Consider the following 1571-nt stretch of genomic DNA (forward strand, 5'->3'; position numbering starts at 1 on the left):
AGCTTGACGTTTAAGGTGCTTGATCCTTTCCCGCGTTCCGCCGGGTGTTCGTTTGGGGTGGTTTGCCCACATGGTGGTGGGGTGCGGGGCGTCGGTTCTTGGAGCCGGGTGGGCGTCCGGGGCCGGGCTTCCCGGGTTTCGGTGCGGCTGCCGGCTGGGACAGTCGGTGGTGGAGGTGGCGAAACCCGCGTCGGACACGGGCGGGGGTGAGCTTGCCTGGTGGGGCGGGTCTTTCCCAGGGGCGGCGGAGGTCGTCGGTGAGGTTGCGGGCGAGTCTGAGCTGGGTGTAGGCGACGATGACGGCCCAGCTCCAGCGGTCGGCCGCGCGCGGGTCGCGGAGCTGGGGCACGGTCCAGCCGAGGGTCTGTTTGAACATGCGGAAGGTGTGTTCCAGGTCGAACCTTCGGAGGAAGGTGTGCCACCAGCGTGTGATGTCGTCGGTGGTGGCGCTGGTGGCCGAGGACCACAGCCACAGGGGCTTGGGGGTCCTCTCTCCGGGAAGGTGGTCGACTTCCAGGCGGATCACGGTGCCCTCCACGATGGGCAGTTCGCCGTCGTGGTCTTCCCAGCCGGCCCGGTGGGTCAGGGCGGGATGCAGCGGGCTCCAGGCCAGGGCAACGGCCTCGCCGTAGTGGTCGGTGTGCTCGGCCGTCGCCCGGCCAGGGGCAGGCCAGGTGGTGTCGTCGGCGAACTTGAACGCCGCCCCGTACCTGGGCGGGCGTCCGTTCCTGCCGCGTGCCCGGGGCGGGGGCGGGAAGTACAGCACCCGGTCCGAGCGCAGTCGTCCGACCAGCTCGATGGGCAGGTCCGCCAGGAGAAAGGAGAGCCGGACGACGTCGTATCCGGCGTCGAGAACGACCACGATCTTCGGGTCTCCCTGGCTCCACTGCCCCGCCTCGGTCAGCCGGGAGAAGAGTTCGCGCAGCTGGGCGGCGGTGACCGTGGTGACATCGTCGGCCGGGGTGAGCCGCAGGATGTCCAGTGGCGCGGTCCAGGAAGTGGGCCCGCTCTCCAGGGCTGCGACGACGGAGTACGGCCATCCCGGGATCATCTGTGCGTTTCCGCGACCACGCCCGTAGCAGTGACAGAACAGTCGTTGGGGGCTGCAGGGCGCGTCCGGCCTCAGCCAGTTGCTGATGTCCACGGCGATCCGCAGACGTCCCTCACTGTCGCGGGGCAACGGCGAAGAGGCCAGCGACCTGCGCAGACGGGACACGTCCAGGCGGCCGTGGTTGATTCCGTCGTACAACGACCCGTGCCCGCGCCGGTGCTCGGGAGCCAGCGACAGATCCACCAGTGTCCTGACCGGTCCGTCCGTACACAGCAGGGCGTCGGCAAGCTCGAACAACTCGTCCCCGCGACGGGACAGGCAGGCGTAGAAGTCGTTCCGGAATTCGGATAACACGGACAAGGGGTGGACAGGAACGGAGGAGACGGGAAAGCTCATGGCAGCGGCCGTTCTGTTGCATCTCGAGGCTCAACACTTCGAGCATCACAGGCGGCCGCGCCTGCTGTCCGGCGCATGACGAACCCCGACAAGACATGATCTTGCCGGGGTTAAACGTCAAGCT

1 protein-coding gene is annotated in these 1571 nt (G+C 68.2%); it reads right to left on the reverse strand.

Features of this window, described 5'->3' with window-relative positions; all coding sequences use genetic code 11:
- Positions 1-10: 10 nt before the first annotated feature.
- Positions 11-1447, reverse strand: coding sequence for an NF041680 family putative transposase (locus tag ABT115_RS30785; protein WP_351796777.1), 1437 nt, complete (start codon positions 1445-1447; stop codon positions 11-13).
- Positions 1448-1571: the final 124 nt, after the last annotated feature.

The organism is Streptomyces sp. NPDC001832 (genome assembly GCF_040297265.1).
GTDB lineage: Bacteria > Actinomycetota > Actinomycetes > Streptomycetales > Streptomycetaceae > Streptomyces.

What these genes read in the sequence shown, in the direction of transcription:
- ABT115_RS30785 (WP_351796777.1), bottom strand. Translation starts at nt 1,447, where the DNA reads ATGAGCTTTCCCGTCTCCTCCGTTCCTGTCCACCCCTTGTCCGTGTTA.